The organism is Nocardioides halotolerans DSM 19273, from assembly GCF_000422805.1.
GTDB classification, from domain to species: Bacteria; Actinomycetota; Actinomycetes; order Propionibacteriales; family Nocardioidaceae; genus Nocardioides; species Nocardioides halotolerans.
This window is the reverse complement of record NZ_KE383923.1, coordinates 637,929-652,822: the sequence shown is the minus strand read 5'-3', so window position 1 is coordinate 652,822 and position 14,894 is coordinate 637,929. Positions and strand designations below refer to the sequence as shown.

Sequence of the window (14,894 nt, the reverse complement as noted above, 5' to 3'; positions counted from 1 at the left end):
GTTGTTGTGGCGCTGAGTAGCGTGGAGGGGTGACTGCTTCCTCCACGTCTCGGCCCACGACGCTGGGCGCGCTCCGCGCCTCCGGCCACGTCCAGAAGGCCCTGCGCACCGAGCTGCGCGACAACCTCCTCGATGCCCTGCGCGAGGGCCGCGACCCGTGGCCGGGCCTGCACGGGTTCGACGACACCGTCATCCCGCAGCTGGAGCGGGCCCTCATCGCGGGCCACGACGTGGTGCTGCTCGGCGAGCGCGGGCAGGGCAAGACCCGCCTGCTGCGCACCCTCGTCGGCCTGCTCGACGAGTGGACCCCGGTGATCGGCGGGTCCGAGCTCGGCGAGCACCCCTACGAGCCCATCACCCACGAGTCGCGCCGGCGCGCGGCCGAGCTGGGGGACGACCTGCCGGTCGAGTGGCGGCACCGCGACGAGCGGTACGCCGAGAAGCTCGCCACTCCCGACACGAGCGTCGCCGACCTGATCGGCGACGTCGACCCGATGAAGGTCGCCGAGGGCAGGTCGCTCGGCGACCCCGAGACCATCCACTTCGGGCTGATCCCGCGCTCGCACCGCGGCATCGTCGCGATCAACGAGCTGCCCGACCTGGCCGAGCGCATCCAGGTCGCGATGCTCAACGTGATGGAGGAGCGCGACATCCAGATCCGCGGCTACGTGCTGCGCCTGCCCCTCGACGTGCTCGTCGTCGCGAGCGCCAACCCGGAGGACTACACCAACCGCGGCCGCATCATCACCCCGCTCAAGGACCGCTTCGGCGCCGAGATCCGCACCCACTACCCGACCGAGCTCGAGGACGAGATCGCGGTCATCCGGCAGGAGGCGCACCTCGTCGCGGAGGTGCCCGACCACCTGGTCGAGGTGCTCGCCCGCTTCACCGGCAACTTGCGCGAGTCGTCGTCGGTCGACCAGCGCTCGGGGGTGTCCGCCCGGTTCGCGATCGCCGGTGCCGAGACGATCGCGGCCGCCGCGCTGCACCGCGCCACCTCGCAGGGCGAGGAGGACGCGGTGGCCCGGGTCGTCGACCTCGAGACCGCGATCGACGTGCTCGGCGGCAAGATCGAGTTCGAGACCGGCGAGGAGGGTCGGGAGACCGAGATCCTCACCCACCTGCTGCGCACCGCGACCGCCGAGACGGTCCGGCACACCTTCCGCGGGCTCGACTTCGCGCTCCTGGTGGAGGCGCTGGAGAACGGCATGATGGTGACGACGGGCGAGCAGGTCACCGCGCGCGACTTCCTCACCGGGCTGCCCGTGCTGGGCGAGTCCGAGCTCTACGACGAGATCTGCGACCGGGTCGGCGCGACCAACGACGGCCAGCGCGCCGGTGCCATCGAGCTGGCTCTCGAGGGCCTCTACCTCGCACGCAAGATCAGCAAGGAGAGCGGCGGCGGGGAGACCGTCTATGGCTAGTCCCGAGACAGGTGCGGACTTCGCCGTCCGGCTGACCGCAGGCTCGCTGCGCCACGACGAGCCGGCGTTCGTGCTGCCGCACGCCTGGACCGACGCGGGCGTGTCCGTGGAGGGCGGCGGCACCGGTGCCCACGTGTTCCACGCGGCGGTCGCCCTGTGCGTGCTCAACGACGTGTTCCGCGAGGCGCGCGCCGACGGGCTGGTCGTGGACGGCGTGGCCGTGGAGGCGCGCGGCGGGTTCGACGTCGACTGGTCCTCGACCGGGGTGTCGTACGCCGTGCGGGTCGACAGCGCCGAGGACGAGGCACTGGTAGCGCGGGTGCTGGCGCGCGTCGACGACTTGGCCGAGATCCCGCGCGCGGTCCGGCGCGGTGCGCCGGTGGAGCGGACCGATGGCTAAGCCACCCCACAAATCCGCTCGGCGGGGGCGCTTCGCGCCGCGAGCGCGCGCTCTCGCGGGGACCCCGACATGAGCAACCGGCACACCTCCAAGCAGGCCCGCTCGCGGTACGGCCGCTACGGGGGCGGCGACCCCCTCGCCCCGCCGGTCGACATCGCCGAGGCGCTCGACGCGATCGGCCAGGACGTGATGGCGGGCTACTCGCCGGAGCGCGCGATGCGTGAGTTCCTGCGGCGCGGTGGCCGCGACCAGCGCGGCCTCGACGACCTGGCCCGCCGGGTGGCCGAGCGCCGCCGCGAACTGCTGCAGCGGCACAACCTCGACGGGACCCTCGAGGAGATCCGGCAGCTGCTCGACCAGGCGGTGCTCGAGGAGCGCAAGCAGCTCGCCCGCGACGTCGACCTCGACGACTTTGACCGCACCCTGCGCGAGATGCAGCTCGACGCTGCTCATCCACAGGGGGGGTCGCCGAACGTCGCGGCGGCCGTGAGCGAGCTGTCGTCGTACGACTGGCAGAGCCGGCAGGCCCGCGAGGACTACGAGAAGATCAAGGACCTCCTCGGGCGCGAGCTGCTCGACCAGCGGTTCGCCGGCATGAAGCAGGCGCTGGAGAACGCCACCGACGAGGACCGCGCCGCGATCAACGAGATGCTCGGCGACCTCAACGACCTGCTCGAGAAGCGCAACCGGGGTGAGGACACGCAGGCCGACTTCGACGAGTTCATGGCCAAGCACGGCGACTACTTCCCCGAGGACCCGCAGGACCTCGACGAGCTCCTCGACGCGATGGCCGCGCGCGCGGCGGCCGCGCAGCGGATGCTCAACTCGATGTCCGCCGAGCAGCGCGCCGAGCTGATGGAGCTCTCGCAGCAGGCGTTCGGCTCTCCGGCGCTGATGGAGTCGCTCGCCCGGCTCGACAGCAACCTCCAGTCGCTGCGGCCCGGCGAGGACTGGTCGGGCTCCGAGCGGATGGACGGCGACGAGGGCATCGGGCTCGGCGACGGCACGGGCGTGTTCCAAGACCTCGCCGACCTCGACCAGCTCTCCGAGCAGCTCTCCCAGTCCTACGGCGGCGCGCGGATGGACGACCTCGACCTCGACAAGCTGGCGCGCCAGCTCGGCGAGGACGCCCGGGTGGACGCGCGGACCCTGCAGGAGCTCGAGCGGGCGCTGCGCGACGGCGGCACCCTGCGCCGCGGCTCCGACGGCAACCTCCAGCTCACCCCCAAGGCGATGCGCCAGCTCGGCAAGGCGCTGCTGCGCGACGTGGCCGACAAGATGTCGGGCCGGCAGGGGCAGCGCGAGCTGCGCCGGGCGGGCGCCGCCGGCGACCTCTCCGGGGCGACTCGGCCGTGGGAGTTCGGCGACACCGAGCCGTGGCACGTGCCCCGCACGATCACCAACGCGGTGGTGCGCACCGCCGGCGAGGGCCGAGGCCTCGGCGCCGGCGTACGCCTCACCGTCGACGACATCGAGGTCCAGGAGACCGAGGCCCGCACCCAGGCGTGCGTGGCGCTGCTGGTGGACACGTCGTTCTCGATGGCCATGGACGGGCGCTGGGTGCCGATGAAGCGCACCGCGCTGGCGCTGCACACGCTGATCCGCTCACGCTTCCGCGGCGACGCCCTGCAGCTGATCGGCTTCGGGCGGCACGCCGAGGTGATGGACATCGAGGAGCTCACGGCGCTCGACGCGATGTGGGACAAGGGCACGAACCTGCACCACGCGCTGCTGCTCGCCAACCGGCACTTCCGCAAGCACCCCAACGCCCAGCCGGTCCTGCTGATCGTCACCGACGGCGAGCCGACCTCGCACCTTGAGGCCGACGGAGAGGTCTACTTCAGCTACCCGCCCCACCCGCTCACCGTCGCCTACGCCGTCCGCGAGCTCGACAACTCGCGGCGGCTCGGCGCGCAGACGACGTTCTTCCGCCTCGGTGACGACCCGGGCCTGGCGCGCTTCATCGACTCGATGGCCCAGCGCGTCGAGGGTCGCGTGGTGGCGCCGGAGCTGGACGACCTCGGCGCCGCGGTCGTCGGCTCCTACCTCGGGTCGCGCGGCGCCCCGGGCACGTCGATGCCCTATCGAGGTGGCTACGGCGACTGGTTCGGCGGCCGGGGGTTCTGGGTCGGCGACTGACGTGTCCGCCCAGATCCGGCCGACCGAGCGGGCCTCGGCCTACGTCCTCAGCATGGACGGCCACGACCAGTCACACGTCGACCTCGCCGACCCGGGCCGACTCGAGTTCGACTACGTGCGCCGCATCGGCGACGTGCTCGACTCCTGGGGCGCTCCCGCCGCGCCGGTGCGCGTGCTCCACCTCGGCGGCGCTGCGCTCACGCTGCCGCGGTACGTCGCGCACACACGCCCGCGCTCAGCACAGGTCGTGCTCGAACCCGACGCCGAGGTCACCGAGCTCGTCCGCCGCGAGCTGCCGCTCCCGAAGCGCAGCGGCATCAAGGTGCGCCCCGTCGACGGCCGCTCCGGGCTGGCCGGGTGCCGGCCCGGCTCCTTCGACGTGGTCGTCGTGGACGCCTTCGCCGACGGGCGGGTCCCGGCTGACCTGGTGACCACCGACTGCGCCGCGGAGTACGCGCGGGTGCTGGCCGACGACGGCCTGCTCGTGCTCAACCTCGTCGACGGCGCGCCGTTCGCCTGGACGCGGCGGGTGGTCGCCGCGGTCCGCACCGCCCTGTCGGCGCTGATGCTGAGCGCGGAGCCGGCCACCTTGCGTGCGCGACGCCCGGGCAACCTGCTGCTCGTCGCGGGGCGATCGGTCGTCCCCGTCCTGGCGCTCCGCGCGCGTGCGGCCAGCAGCCCCTCGCCGTACCGCGTCCTCGACGGCACGCAGGTCAGCGACACCGTCGGCGGCGGTGCGCCGTTCGTCGACGCCGACACGGAGCCGTCACCGCCCGCCCAATCGGGCCGACGAGTGCCTTGGCTTCCTCGATGATGCGCTGGGACTGGCCCACCGCTCGTCGAGCTTGTCGAGACGGCCGCAGCCCGCGCTGGGAGCTGCTCGGCGCCGGTGCCTTCCTTGCGGTGATCTCGACAGGCTCGATCAGCGGTGGTCCGGCGGGTGCCTTCGCTGCGGTGATCTCGACAGGCTCGATCAGCGGTGGGCGAGCAGGTGCCTCGCTGCCAGGTGACCTGGGAGCGGGGGCCGACCACGACGGCACGCGCCGCTGGTTGAGGAAGGCGCGCTAGCGCCTGTCTCGAAACCTCCGCAGCGTTGGCGCCTGTTGGATCGAGCTCGGATGCCTCCCAGCCCCCGGCGTGCGAGATTTCGAGACGGTCGCTGCGCGACCTCCTCAACCAGCGGTGTCCGGCGGGTGCCTTCCTTGTGGTGGCTTCGAGGCTCGTCGCCGGGGTTCCTCGCACCTCAGCCACCGTGACGCGAGGCGGCAGGCCATGATCTCCTCCGTGGACCTGACCGTGATCGTCGTCAACGTCGCCGGCTGGATCGGGATGGCGCTGTTGATCAGCGCGTACGCACTCGTCACGGCGGGGCGGTTGCAGGGGCCGGGGCTGCCGTTCCAGGTCATGAACCTCATCGGGGGCGGCGCGCTGATGGTCAACTCCGCGTACTACGGGGCGTGGCCGTCGGCGGCGCTCAACCTCGTGTGGGTGGTGATCGGCGGGGTGGGGCTGGCCCGGGCGCGGTGGCGCGCGGTGGCGCGACACTAGGCTGGCGGTGATGGACGACCCGACGCTGACCGTCCTGGTCCTGCTCGGGCTGGCGGCCGTGACGGCCGGGTTCGTCGACGCGGTGGTCGGTGGTGGCGGGTTGATCCAGCTGCCGGCGCTGCTGGTGGGGCTGCCGCACGCGGCGCCGATCGAGATCCTGGCGACCAACAAGCTGGCGTCGATCTGCGGCACGACGGTGAGCTCGGCGACCTACTACCGCCGCATCCGGCCCGACCCGCGCACCTTCCTGCCGATGATGGTCGTGGCCTTCGCGGGGTCGTTCACCGGCGCCGCGGTGGCGAGCCAGATCCCGCGGTCGGCGTTCGAGCCGATCGTGCTCGTGGCGCTGGTGGTCGTGGGCGCCTACGTGCTGCTCAAGCCCACGATGGGTGAGGCGACGGCGCTGCGGTACGCCGGTCACCAGCACCTCGCTGCTGCCCTGGGAGTGGGGTTCGTGATCGGCTTCTACGACGGCGCGCTCGGCCCCGGGACCGGCAGCTTCCTCGTCTTCGCGCTGGTCGGGCTGCTCGGCTACTCCTTCCTCGAGGCCTCCGCCAAGGCCCGGCTCGCGAACTGGGCCACCAACCTCGGGGCGCTGGCGCTGTTCGTGCCGCAGGGCGGCGTCCTCTGGAAGGTCGGCCTCGTGATGGGCGGGTGCAACCTCGTCGGCGGGTACGTCGGCGCGCGGGTCGCGGTCTCGCGTGGCGCGCGGTTCGTGCGCGGGTTCTTCATCGTCGTCGTGGGCGCGTTCGTCGTGCGGATCGGCGGCGACGTCGCCGGGCTGTGGTGACGTCCTACCTCACGGTCGCCCGCGACGCGGAGGCCAGCGTCGAGGTGAAGCGGTCGCGGTTCCTCTGCACGGTCCGGCGGGTCGACGACGAGGCGGGCGCGCGTGCGCTCGTCGACCGGCTGCGCCGCGCGCACTGGGACGCCCGGCACCACTGCTCGGCGTTCGTGCTCGGGCCGCCGCCGACGCAGGTCGAGCGCTCCTCCGACGACGGCGAGCCCGCAGGCACCGCGGGTGCTCCGATGCTGGAGGTGCTGCGCGGCCACGGGGTGAGCGACGTGGCGGCCGTGGTGACGCGGTGGTTCGGCGGCACCCTGCTCGGCACCGGTGGCCTGGCCCGCGCGTACGCCGACGCCGTCCGCGCCGGCCTCGCCGAGGCGGGCACCCTGCGCCGGAGGCTCGTCGAGGAGCACCTGCTGACGCTCGACCACACCGACGCCGGCCGGGTCGAGAGCGAGCTCCGGGCCAGGGGTGTGGTCGTGCTGGGGGCGGACCACGCCGCCCGCGTCGAGCTGCGCCTCGGCGTCGCCTCCGGTGGCGGGCCCGAGCTCGTGGCCACGGTCTCCGAGCTCACCGGAGGGGCCGCCACCACGGCCGTCGTGGGGCAGCGGTGGGTCGATAGCCTGCAGTCATGAGCATCCCCGTCGAGCTGGCCGGCCTGGCCGCGGCCCTGGAGGACTTCGGGTCCGGTTACCTGATGACCACGACCGACGGCGCGGTCAAGGTTGTCACCGTCGACCCCGAGGTCACCGACGGCGTCCTCGTCGTCGAGCGGCCCGGCAAGGGCACGGTCGCGAACCTCGCCGACAACGCGGCCGTCACGCTGGTGTTCCCGCCGCGGGAGCCGCGGGGGTTCACGCTCCTGGTCGACGGCACCGGCGAGGTCGCCGGCGAGGACGTGCGCGTCACGCCGACCGGCGCGATGCTGCACCGCCCGCGCCGGCACGCCGACGGACCGCCGCCGCCGGCGTTCGCGGGCGACCAGACCGACAGCTGCGGCAACGACTGCGCGCCGGTCACGTGACCCCGCTCTGGATGGTCGCCTTCCTCGACCTGCCCGGCGAGGTGCACGACGCGGGCGCCGACTTCTGGGCCGGGGTGACCGGCTTCGAGCGCGGGCCGCAGCGCGGCGAGGACGGGCAGTTCGCGACGCTGGTCCCGCCGGCCGGCACCGACTACCTGCGCGTCCAGCGGCTCGAGGAGGACACCCCGCGGGTGCACCTCGACCTCCACGTCGCCGACCCCGCGGCCGCCGGCGAGGAGACCGCGGCGCTCGGCGCCGAGCGGCTCGACTCGCCGTACCCCGACCTGCGGACCATGCGGTCGCCCGGCGGGTTCGTGTTCTGCCTGGTCCCGGAGGGCGGTGACGTGCGCCCGGCGCCGCGGACCTGGCCCGACGGCCACACGTCGTACGTCGACCAGGTGTGCCTCGACGTCCCGCCGAGCCGCTACGACGCCGAGCTGGACTTCTGGGCGGCCCTGACGGGGTGGCAGCGTCGCGACCCGAGGCCGGGCTCGGAGTTCGGCCGGGTCACGCCCGGCGCCGACCAGCCCCTCCAGCTGCTGGTCCAGCGGCTCGACGACGAGCAGGAGGTCGTCACCGCGCACCTCGACTGGGCGGCCTCCGACCACGAGGCCGAGCTGGCCGCGCACGTCGCCGCCGGAGCCGAGGTGCAGGGCCGCTTCGAGGGCTGGACGGTGCTGCGCGACCCGGCCGGCACGACCTACTGCGTCACTCGACGCCGACCCGGGGACCGGCCCGAGTGAACGACGAGATCGACAGCCTCGTCGCGTTCCTCGACGAGCAGAGGGCGATCCTCCGGCGCAAGGCCGGTGGGCTCGACGGCGACGCGCTCCAGCGCACCCTGCCGCCGTCGGACCTGACGCTGGGCGGCATGGTGAAGCACCTCGCCTTCGTCGAGGACTGGTGGTTCGGGCGGGTGCTCCGCGACCAGCAGGCCGAGCTGTGGGCCGGCGTCGACTGGGACGCGGACAACGACTGGGACTGGCACTCGGCCGCCGACGACAGTCCCGAGCAGCTCTGGGCACTCTGGGACGACGCGGTCGCGCGGTCCCGCGCGGCGGTGGCCGACGACCCGCGCCCCGAGCGCGAGAGCGCCCGGCCGAGGCGCGACGGCACGTCGTTCACGCTGCGCTGGATCCTCACGCACATGATCCAGGAGTACGCCCGCCACAACGGCCACGCCGACCTCATCCGGCAGTCCGTCGACGGGAGCGTCGGGTGAGCATCCGGCCGATGACCGAGGACGACTGGCCGCAGGTCTGGCCGTTCTTCGACGAGATCGTGCGGGCCGGGGAGACCTACGCCTACCCGCTCGACCTCACCTCCGAGCAGGCCCGCGCGCTCTGGACGATGCGCCCGCCCGGCCAGACCGTGGTCCTGGAGGAGGGCGGCCGGGTCCTCGGCAGCGCGACGATGGGGCCCAACCGGCCCGGCCGCGGCAGCCACGTCGGCACGGCGTCGTTCATGGTCTCCGGCGAGGCGCGCGGGCGGGGCGTGGGCCGCCGGCTGGGGGAGCACGTCGTGCAGTGGCACCGCGAGCAGGGCTTCCGGGCGATCCAGTTCAACGCGGTGGTCGAGACCAACACCGCGGCCGTGCGGCTGTGGCAGTCGCTCGGGTTCCGCATCATCGGGACGGTGCCGGCGGCGTTCGACTCGACGGCGCACGGCCTCGTCGGCCTGCACGTGATGCACCTGCCGCTCGTCTGACGCGGCTCGGCCCGGTCAGGCCGACGCGAACCCCGGCAGGTAGTCGGTGAGGATCGCGTGGAACGGCGCCTCGGCCTCGAGCTGGCTCAGCACGCCGATCCCGCCGAGCCAGGTGCGGTGGATCAGGAGGTAGGACGGCGGGAGGTTGAGCTTCATCGCGATCGTGTACGTCGGCTCGCGCGGGTTGTTGATCCGCTGGAACTGGGTGCGCATCCACTCGCGGGTGAACCGGAAGCGCTCCACCTTCGTCGGCTCGACGAACGGCGAGAGGTAGTCGAGCAGCAGGTCGGGGTCGAGGCGGATCCGGTCCTTGACGAACCCCTCCTCTCGCAGCCCCTCGAGCAGCGCGTCGCGGTCCTCGAGCGCGGCGATCCGGATCAGCGAGCCCATCGCGCGGGGGAGGCCGCCCGGCCCGAGCCTGGCGACGGCGCCGAAGTCGAGGATGCCGAGCCGGCCGGGCGAGCCGTCGTCACGAGGCAGGATGCGGAAGTTGCCCGGGTGCGGGTCGGCGTGCAGCATGCCGGTGCGCCGCGGGCCGTCGAAGAGGAACCGGACGAACAGCTCGCCGTAGTGGTCGCGCTCCTCCTGGGTGCCCTCGCGGATGATGCTGGCCAGGCTGGCCGGGCTCTCGAGCCACTCGGTCACCAGCACCTCGGGGCCCTGCGCGACCACGTCCGGGATGACGATGTCGGGATCGCCGCGGAACGCCTCGGCGAACGCGTGCTGCGCCTCGGCCTCCAGCTCGTAGTCGAGCTCGTCGACGGCGCGGGCCTGCATCTCCTCCACCAGGGGCTTGATGTCGACACCCGGGACCAGCGGCGCGACCGTCCTCCCCAGCCGGGCGAGCTGGCGCAGGTCGGACTTCAGCGCCTCTCCGGCGCCGGGGTACTGCACCTTGACCGCGACGTCGCGGTCGTCGTGCCACCGGGCCTTGTGCACCTGGCCGATGCTCGCGGCCGCGGTGGGGCCGCCGTCGAGCCACACGACCTGGGTCTGCCAGTCGGGGCCGAGGCTCTTCGCGATCTGGTCGCGGACGGTCTGCGTGGGCATCGGCGGCGCGGCGTCCTGGAGACGGGTCAGCTGCTCGCGGTAGGGCCCCGCGATCTCCTCCGGCAGCGCCGCCTCGAGCACGCTCAGGGCCTGCCCGAACTTCATCGCCCCGCCCTTGAGCTCGCCGAGCGTGCGGAAGAGCTGCTCGGCGGTCCGCTGCTGGATGTCGGTCAGCACCGTCTCGGCCGACGCCCCGCCCAGCCGCTTGCCGAGCCCGATCGCGGTGCGGCCGGCGTATCCGAGCGGCAGCGCCGCCAGCCGGGCCGTACGGGCGGCGGCCTTGCGGGGGAGGTCTCGGTCGGCCACGTGACCATTCTCCCCGACGGCCCTGAGCCGACCTCGCCGCCGGACGCAAGTTCTGGACCAGGTCGGTACAGACACCTGTGAAGAAGTCCTGGACACATGCTCTGACCTGCGCACACACTCTTCGGACGCACACGCGGACCGGTGTGGAGGGCACCACCGCCGAGCTCGGGGCGATCGGTCGAGGTCCGCAGTCGTGTGCGCGAGCGGGTTCGCCCGCGAAGGGGGGAGACATGAGCAGCACGTACGACGACCCGGCGCTCGACGCCGGAGCGGGGCCGGGCCTCGACCCGGACCCGGTGATGGACGGCGTGGCGCGCCTGCTGGAGCTGGCCGCGCTGAACGCCGACGAGCTCGTCGCGGAGGCCGGCGCGGAGGCGGGGCAGATCATCGCGCAGGCCCGCGCGCAGGCCGACCAGCTGCTCGCGCAGGCTCGGGCCGAGGGCGAGCGGACCAGGACGGCGGCCGGCGCGGAGGCCGACCAGCTGCTCGCGGAGTTCAGGTCGGAGGGCGACCGGCTCGTGGCCGAGGCGCGCGACGAGGCCGAGGAGGTGCGCGCCGGGGCGGTGGGCACGGCCCGTGAGGAGGCCGAGCAGGTGCTGTCGGAGGCGCGCACCCAGGCCGAGGAGCTCGCCGAGCAGGTGCGGAGGGTCGCGCAGGGCAACGCCAACCAGCTGTGGGCGCAGGCCCGCGCCGAGACCGAGCAGGCCAGGGCGGACGCCACGGCCGAGGCGGAGCGGGTGCTGGCGGAGGCTGCCGCGGAGGCGGTGTCGCTGTCGGCGAAGTCCAAGGACGACGCCCACCGGGCCAAGGCGGTCGCACGGGCCGAGGCCGACGCGCTGCTGGCGGCCGCTCGCTCGACGTTCGAGCAGGTGCAGACGGACGCCGAGGACCTCCTCGAGCGGACCCGGGCCGAGGCGGCCGAGCTGACCTCGCGCGCACGCGCCGAGGCCGAGGAGCTCCGCCGGGCCGCACGTCGCGAGGCGCAGCGGGTGCAGGACGCGCTGCACGAGTCGCGCGCGCGGATCGACGAGGACATCGAGCGGCTCCGGCGGGCGCGTCAGGAGCGCCAGGAGCGGATCCGTGAGCTGGTCGACGTGGAGCCCGAGGAGGTCGAGGCGACCGAGGTCGGCTGATCGGCGACGGATTTTCTGCCGTGTTGGCCTTGGACAACTCCACCACCACGGATCACACTGATCACGACCGCACAGCTGGCAGCACGTCCGTGCCGCCAGAGGTCATGGGGCCCGGATCCCTGCGCCGACCAGCGCGCGAGGCCGGGGAACACCCTTGGGGAGCATGATGAGTGCCTACGACGAGCTGATGGCGCAGCGTGGCGAGTCCGGCGAGCCGGGCGACCCCGAGGAGTCGAGTGCGGCACCCGCCGCCGAGACGCCCGCACCCGACACCCCCGCACCCGACTCGGGCTCCGGCGGGATGGCCAGACTGCTGGAGATCGCGGCCAACAACGCCGACGAGCTGCTCAACGAGGCCAAGGCCGAGGCCGAGCGCCTGACCTCGACGGCGCGCGCCGAGGCCGACCGCATGCTCGGCGAGGCCCGCGGCGAGGCCGAGCGCATCCGCGCCGAGGCCGACGAGCAGCGCACCCGCGCCAACGACGAGATCGCCGGCCTGCGCGAGACCGAGCGCGAGCACCGCGAGCGGATGCAGACGCACCTCAAGGAGATGCTCGCGAGGGTCGAGACCGACTCAGCAGGCTCCTAGGACCGGGCGCCGTCGGGCGCCACCCGTGCTCGCTCATGGGCTCACGTGAGCACGGGCGGCGGACGAACGTCGTCCGGGACGCGCCGGTGCGCTACTTGATCTCGCGCACCTCCTGCGGCCAGCCGCACGCCTCGGCGATCTTGCCGGCCCACACCTTGGCAGCCTCCTTGTCGGCGACGTTCACGATCGTGATCCCGCCCAGCCACTCCTTCGTCTCGGCGTACGGGCCGTCGGTGAAGACGAGCTCGCCGCTGGTCGCGTCGGCGCTGAAGGCCTCCTCGAGCTCCTCTACGAGCCCGCCTGCGAACACGTAGTCACCGGCCGCCTTGATCTCGTTGACCGCCGCCGCGGCCAGCGGGCCGCGGCCCATGAACCACTCCTCGGAGTGGTCACCCACCCACTGCTGGTTGAAGTAGATGGCATACATCGGCATGGGGTTCTCCTCGGGTTCCGGGCAGACCTCAGTGGCCCGCCTCCACCCACGCTACGAACGGCCGCCGGCCGATACGACACGCACCGGAGGAATTCCACAAAATCCACAGGATGTCCTCAATTCGCCGTTCCGAGGACGGGCAGGACCCGTTACCACACACTTGCCGACACATGCACAGCGGGTCCGCCGTGGAGGGAAGCACCACCGGTCGGGCCCGGGCCGCGCGGTCGTTCAGGGTCGACAGCCGGGAACAACAACAGCAGGGGGAGTGATGAGCAGCACCTTCGAAGACATCCTGGTCGACCCGATGCTCGCCGTGGCGCCGACCGAGGTCGAGGCCGAGATCCAGCCCGAGATGCAGGCCGAGGTCCAGGCCGAGGTCCAGGCCGAGATCCAGGCCGAGATCGCCGAGCCGGCCCCGGTCGAGACCGCACCCAGCGTCGCACCGGGCGGCGATCCCACGTCGGCCGCGGCCCGCCTGCTGGAGATCGCGACGCGCAACGCCGACCAGCTCCTCAACGAGGCGCAGGCCGAGTCCGACGCGATGAGGGCCGCGGCCCGCGACGAGTCCGATCAGCTCGTGGCCGAGGCGCGCACCGAGGCCGAGCGGATCCGCTCCGAGCTCGAGCAGTCGCGCGCCGAGGCCAAGGCCGAGATCGCGGAGCTCCAGGCGACCGGCCGGGCGCACCGCGACCAGATGCGCGAGCACCTCCACGAGGTGCTCGCGCGGGTCGAGGCGACCGAGGTCGTCTGACCCTTCTCCGGTAGAGCGTCAAGCCGGGAACTTCACGCCGGTGTTGGCGTGGCAGCGGTAGCCGAACGGGTTCTTCGCGAGGTACTGTTGGGCGGCGTTTCCCAAGTAGCCGTAGTTCTTTAGGCCGCGTTCGACCTAATTGTCATACGTCGGCTCGCGAAATACACCACTCGGCGACGGCGTCCACGTAGCGGCCCGGCATACTCGACGAGGATTCCGAGACAGCGGGAAGAGTTGCCGTTGTCGCTATGACATCCGGAAGCACGCTGATTTGTCTCGCGAGTTCTTCCGCAAGCCATTCGGCGTCCACGAAGAGTCGATCTGCAAAAGCAAGCCAGTCGCGCGTGGTCACCGAGACAGCTTCGAACTTTCCGTTAATGGACATTGCTAAGTCAACCTCGCTGGGCCTTCCGAAGGCCAGCTGGCCGTTGAGATCATAAAGCGGTGCCAGTCGAACCTCGTCGCGCACGAGCAAGAGTGAATAATTGCGACTGTGAGCGTCGCCGCCGCAGATAAGCCAGTTGAAAATCAGGGCTTGAGTGAATCGTTGGCAGTCGGTTTCGGGATCCGAGCAGTGGTCCCGTAGGAGCCTCGCCACCCCGGCTGCGCCCGGACCGCCCTGACTTTCGTACTTGAAGTATGGATCCCGGCCCATCGCCTGGCAGATATCTTCTTGATGAACGCGGATCCATGCCTCACTGTCATAGATGCGGTCGTAGCGCTTCGAAACGAACGCGCGCTCCTCCTCAAACTGACGTATGGCGGACTCTGCCGCGACCAGTCCCATTAGTTGGGCCGCTGTCATCGTCATGAACTCGCAAAGATCTTGATCGATGTACCCAGGCACAGCAGGCTTGAGGATATGGGTCGACGGAGTTCTTCCTTCGGGGTCGAACCATTCTCCGGCCGTCCGGTTAAGCGCTACCTTGGCCTGAGCGCCCGGAAGAGAGAATCTCCCTCTTCCATTGCTGGTCTTTATGGGGATGTCGGCTTTCGCTTGTGCCAAACGTGACGCAATTTCCGCATGACTCAGCGGAGTGAGGCTCTGCGTCTCCTTGAGTACCGTGTCGAGGCGTTCGTCTCGAACCAGTTGGAACGCGCCTGCTATGTCTTCACCAACCCACTTCAACAGCTCGAATGGCTCGAGATCCGTTACACCAAATTCTTTCCGCCACCTCATCAGGAGAGGTGGCCGGTCAGGCAACAGAGCCGCTAGCCACCACCGGATATGGTCCGAATCATGTCGAACCGCGCCTTTCGGTAGGCCTATCGATAGTGCCGTAAACCACGTCTCCCCGGTGACCGAGTCGTAATAGCGCAGGGCGTACTTGTTATTCTTCTTCCGAGTTATCTCCCCGATCAGAACGGAGTTATAGACAAGAAACAACTTGTTTTCGGTTCGCGGGTGGTATTCCTGCGGCGACGCACTCTGGGTCACTTGGAGTCTTCTTGTGCTGACGACGGTTTCTCAACTCTGGCGTTGATCGCCTTCGGCGCGTCCGCGTTGTCGATGGTCGCGCCCTTGAGCACGCTGGCTGTGTCCACCTTGTTGAGGGCTGCGAGCACGTTTGAGGTGTCGATGGTCGCGCCCTTGAGCACG

The 14,894-nt window shown here is 71.6% G+C and carries 17 protein-coding genes; 14 read left to right on the top strand and 3 right to left on the bottom strand.

What is annotated here, in order from left to right; translation table 11 throughout:
- The first annotated feature begins 29 nt into the window (after positions 1–29).
- The 11 genes from G514_RS0118020 to G514_RS0117970 all read left to right on the top strand — a co-directional run bounded on the left by G514_RS0118020 (position 30) and on the right by G514_RS0117970 (position 9,029).
- Entirely contained in the window at positions 30–1,424 is a 1,395-nt protein-coding gene (locus G514_RS0118020; protein ID WP_028652896.1) for a magnesium chelatase ATPase subunit I, read from the top strand.
- Positions 1,417–1,824, top strand: a complete 408-nt coding sequence (locus tag G514_RS0118015; RefSeq protein ID WP_028652895.1) for an OsmC family protein — start codon at positions 1,417–1,419, stop codon at positions 1,822–1,824. The genes G514_RS0118020 and G514_RS0118015 overlap by 8 nt, the downstream gene beginning before the upstream one ends.
- Positions 1,825–1,893: 69 nt before the next feature.
- On the top strand, positions 1,894–3,963 hold the full coding sequence (locus G514_RS0118010) for a vWA domain-containing protein (protein ID WP_028652894.1): 2,070 nt from the start codon (positions 1,894–1,896) through the stop codon (positions 3,961–3,963).
- Between the two features lies 1 nt (position 3,964).
- Positions 3,965–4,777 carry a spermidine synthase gene (locus G514_RS27575; protein WP_245582258.1) on the top strand — a complete coding sequence of 271 codons (813 nt, stop codon included), beginning with the start codon at positions 3,965–3,967 and terminating at the stop codon, positions 4,775–4,777.
- A 458-nt stretch (positions 4,778–5,235) separates the two neighbouring features.
- Complete coding sequence (locus tag G514_RS0118000; protein WP_036565157.1) at positions 5,236–5,511, top strand: CBU_0592 family membrane protein; 276 nt, start codon at positions 5,236–5,238, stop codon at positions 5,509–5,511.
- Between the two features lie 10 nt (positions 5,512–5,521).
- Complete coding sequence (locus tag G514_RS0117995; protein WP_028652892.1) at positions 5,522–6,301, top strand: sulfite exporter TauE/SafE family protein; 780 nt, start codon at positions 5,522–5,524, stop codon at positions 6,299–6,301.
- Entirely contained in the window at positions 6,298–6,933 is a 636-nt protein-coding gene (locus tag G514_RS0117990) for an IMPACT family protein (RefSeq protein WP_157544957.1), read from the top strand. The genes G514_RS0117995 and G514_RS0117990 overlap by 4 nt, the downstream gene beginning before the upstream one ends.
- Positions 6,930–7,322, top strand: coding sequence for a hypothetical protein (locus tag G514_RS0117985; protein ID WP_028652890.1), 393 nt, complete (start codon positions 6,930–6,932; stop codon positions 7,320–7,322). Before G514_RS0117990 ends, G514_RS0117985 begins: the two co-directional genes overlap by 4 nt.
- The gene (locus G514_RS0117980) at positions 7,319–8,065 is read left to right on the top strand and encodes a VOC family protein (RefSeq protein WP_028652889.1); all 747 of its coding nucleotides are present in this window, start codon (positions 7,319–7,321) and stop codon (positions 8,063–8,065) included. Before G514_RS0117985 ends, G514_RS0117980 begins: the two co-directional genes overlap by 4 nt.
- Complete coding sequence (locus G514_RS0117975; protein WP_036565156.1) at positions 8,062–8,544, top strand: DinB family protein; 483 nt, start codon at positions 8,062–8,064, stop codon at positions 8,542–8,544. Before G514_RS0117980 ends, G514_RS0117975 begins: the two co-directional genes overlap by 4 nt.
- A gap of 11 nt (positions 8,545–8,555) precedes the next feature.
- Positions 8,556–9,029: a GNAT family N-acetyltransferase gene (locus G514_RS0117970; RefSeq protein ID WP_245582257.1), complete on the top strand. Its 474-nt coding sequence runs from the start codon at positions 8,556–8,558 to the stop codon at positions 9,027–9,029.
- Between the two features lie 15 nt (positions 9,030–9,044).
- Here G514_RS0117970 and G514_RS0117965 read toward each other — a convergent pair whose 3' ends face one another.
- Positions 9,045–10,385, bottom strand: coding sequence for an ABC1 kinase family protein (locus tag G514_RS0117965; protein WP_028652886.1), 1,341 nt, complete (start codon positions 10,383–10,385; stop codon positions 9,045–9,047).
- A gap of 230 nt (positions 10,386–10,615) precedes the next feature.
- Here G514_RS0117965 and G514_RS0117960 point away from each other — a divergent pair, with 230 nt between their 5' ends.
- On the top strand, positions 10,616–11,518 hold the full coding sequence (locus tag G514_RS0117960; protein ID WP_028652885.1) for a hypothetical protein: 903 nt from the start codon (positions 10,616–10,618) through the stop codon (positions 11,516–11,518).
- A gap of 163 nt (positions 11,519–11,681) precedes the next feature.
- Positions 11,682–12,107: a DivIVA domain-containing protein gene (locus tag G514_RS0117955; RefSeq protein WP_028652884.1), complete on the top strand. Its 426-nt coding sequence runs from the start codon at positions 11,682–11,684 to the stop codon at positions 12,105–12,107.
- A 91-nt stretch (positions 12,108–12,198) separates the two neighbouring features.
- Here the strand turns inward: G514_RS0117955 and G514_RS0117950 are convergent, their stop codons facing one another.
- The gene (locus G514_RS0117950) at positions 12,199–12,540 is read right to left on the bottom strand and encodes a YciI family protein (RefSeq protein WP_028652883.1); all 342 of its coding nucleotides are present in this window, start codon (positions 12,538–12,540) and stop codon (positions 12,199–12,201) included.
- A gap of 271 nt (positions 12,541–12,811) precedes the next feature.
- Here G514_RS0117950 and G514_RS27570 point away from each other — a divergent pair, with 271 nt between their 5' ends.
- Positions 12,812–13,294 carry a hypothetical protein gene (locus G514_RS27570; RefSeq protein ID WP_036565155.1) on the top strand — a complete coding sequence of 161 codons (483 nt, stop codon included), beginning with the start codon at positions 12,812–12,814 and terminating at the stop codon, positions 13,292–13,294.
- Positions 13,295–13,436: 142 nt separating this feature from the next.
- Here the strand turns inward: G514_RS27570 and G514_RS29965 are convergent, their stop codons facing one another.
- A complete protein-coding gene (locus tag G514_RS29965; protein WP_084152191.1) occupies positions 13,437–14,732 on the bottom strand; it encodes a type II toxin-antitoxin system HipA family toxin in 1,296 nt (431 codons plus the stop codon).
- Positions 14,733–14,894: the final 162 nt, after the last annotated feature.

Excerpts from the sequence above, each read along its gene's own strand:
- G514_RS0117955 (WP_028652884.1), top strand. The coding sequence starts at position 11,682 with ATGATGAGTGCCTACGACGAGCTGATGGCGCAGCGTGGCGAGTCCGGC.
- G514_RS0117960 (WP_028652885.1), top strand. The coding sequence starts at position 10,616 with ATGAGCAGCACGTACGACGACCCGGCGCTCGACGCCGGAGCGGGGCCG.
- G514_RS0117950 (WP_028652883.1), bottom strand. The coding sequence starts at position 12,540 with ATGCCGATGTATGCCATCTACTTCAACCAGCAGTGGGTGGGTGACCAC.
- G514_RS0118010 (WP_028652894.1), top strand. The coding sequence starts at position 1,894 with ATGAGCAACCGGCACACCTCCAAGCAGGCCCGCTCGCGGTACGGCCGC.
- G514_RS0117985 (WP_028652890.1), top strand. The coding sequence starts at position 6,930 with ATGAGCATCCCCGTCGAGCTGGCCGGCCTGGCCGCGGCCCTGGAGGAC.
- G514_RS0117970 (WP_245582257.1), top strand. The coding sequence starts at position 8,556 with ATGACCGAGGACGACTGGCCGCAGGTCTGGCCGTTCTTCGACGAGATC.
- G514_RS0117995 (WP_028652892.1), top strand. The coding sequence starts at position 5,522 with ATGGACGACCCGACGCTGACCGTCCTGGTCCTGCTCGGGCTGGCGGCC.
- G514_RS0118000 (WP_036565157.1), top strand. The coding sequence starts at position 5,236 with ATGATCTCCTCCGTGGACCTGACCGTGATCGTCGTCAACGTCGCCGGC.
- G514_RS27570 (WP_036565155.1), top strand. The coding sequence starts at position 12,812 with ATGAGCAGCACCTTCGAAGACATCCTGGTCGACCCGATGCTCGCCGTG.
- G514_RS0118015 (WP_028652895.1), top strand. The coding sequence starts at position 1,417 with ATGGCTAGTCCCGAGACAGGTGCGGACTTCGCCGTCCGGCTGACCGCA.